Below are 1,228 nucleotides of genomic sequence, written 5' to 3' on the forward strand. Positions count from 1 at the left end.
CCTTTTGAGAGGCCGTGGGTTTTGATCTCTTCAAGCGTACGGCGAAGCAGCCCGAGATCGTAGTAGTAAAAGGGTGTCTTATGGGATTTGAAAGACTCTAAAGTTTGAGCGTCGAACATCAATCTGAGTTGGATTATAAAGAGCGCATATGATACGGAAAACTTTCGTCATTTTTAAGGTTGACAGTATGGTTGTCCTGATCCCGAAAACTCTACATAAATTCATTAAATCTGATAACCATGAAGTCCCCTCCTTTTTCAAGGAGGGAATATAGGGGTGGTTGGAAAATGATTATTGAGCTAACTTTACAAGTTGTTGCTCTGATCTAAAAACTATAACCACACCTATCCACCGTATTCTGAATGTTTGCGAGAGAGGTGGTCCCGGTCTCCAACTATAACCATGTTATCTTGATACTGATAAAAAATGTTGCAATGAATATCGGCTGATCAAGGGTTTTCGTAATACTTTTGGGCCGCCAAAAGTAATCATCCCGAGGCCTCGGGACCCGGACGGTGATCGCTTCCGGGCCTGGTTTGCACGCGCGGTTACACAACATCAATTGCTCTCGGGGAGAGCGGATGTTGTGATGTCTCCCGCGCTATTTTGCAAACCATGCTACTCCTCCACCAATCAAGGCCGGTGGTTTTTCTGCATTTTTAAATCGAAGCATGAGTTAACAGTGAGATTCGGTTTTAGTCCATCACAAATATGAGCACGTTAGCTTAATACCTTCAATACTTTTTTAGCGCTAAAGTTATGTTTACTGTTTATTAAAAAGTTCAATTCCCGCCTCTTCATACTCATCGCCCGGCAGCCAGAAGGGGGCATTGTCGGCATTCCCGACCAGATATGCAGCCATCACAAAAGAACGAACATAGGAGGTTACATAATCATAGTTGATGGTGTCCGGTTCGTCCGTCGGGCGGTGGTAATACTGATTGATCTCATCATCAAAAGCGGTCAATCCCATGCTGTAGGTCGGGGATGGAATTCCGGCCCTTGCAAAGTGAACATTATCCGACCGGTTAAACAGGTTCTGCTCCGGTACCGGATCGGGGATCGCCTCCAGGCCAAACGCTTTGGCGGATGCTTTCAGGTCATCATCCGCTTCGGTCCGCCCAAGACCAATCACCGTCACTTTTGTCGTGTCGTTATAGCCGGCTCCGTCAATATTCAGGTTGTATACGGTTTGATTGAGCGGTATCGGCGGATTCTCTGCGTAATA

The 1,228-nt window shown here is 46.0% G+C and carries 1 protein-coding gene; it reads right to left on the reverse strand.

Features of this window, described 5'->3' with window-relative positions:
• Nucleotides 1–763 precede the first annotated feature (763 nt).
• Nucleotides 764–1,228, reverse strand: a 465-nt coding sequence (locus tag ACESM0_RS06775; protein ID WP_372904915.1) for a M28 family peptidase, incomplete at its 5' end; no start/stop codon positions are given.

The organism is Rhodohalobacter sp. (assembly GCF_041686455.1).
GTDB lineage: Bacteria > Bacteroidota > Rhodothermia > Balneolales > Balneolaceae > Rhodohalobacter.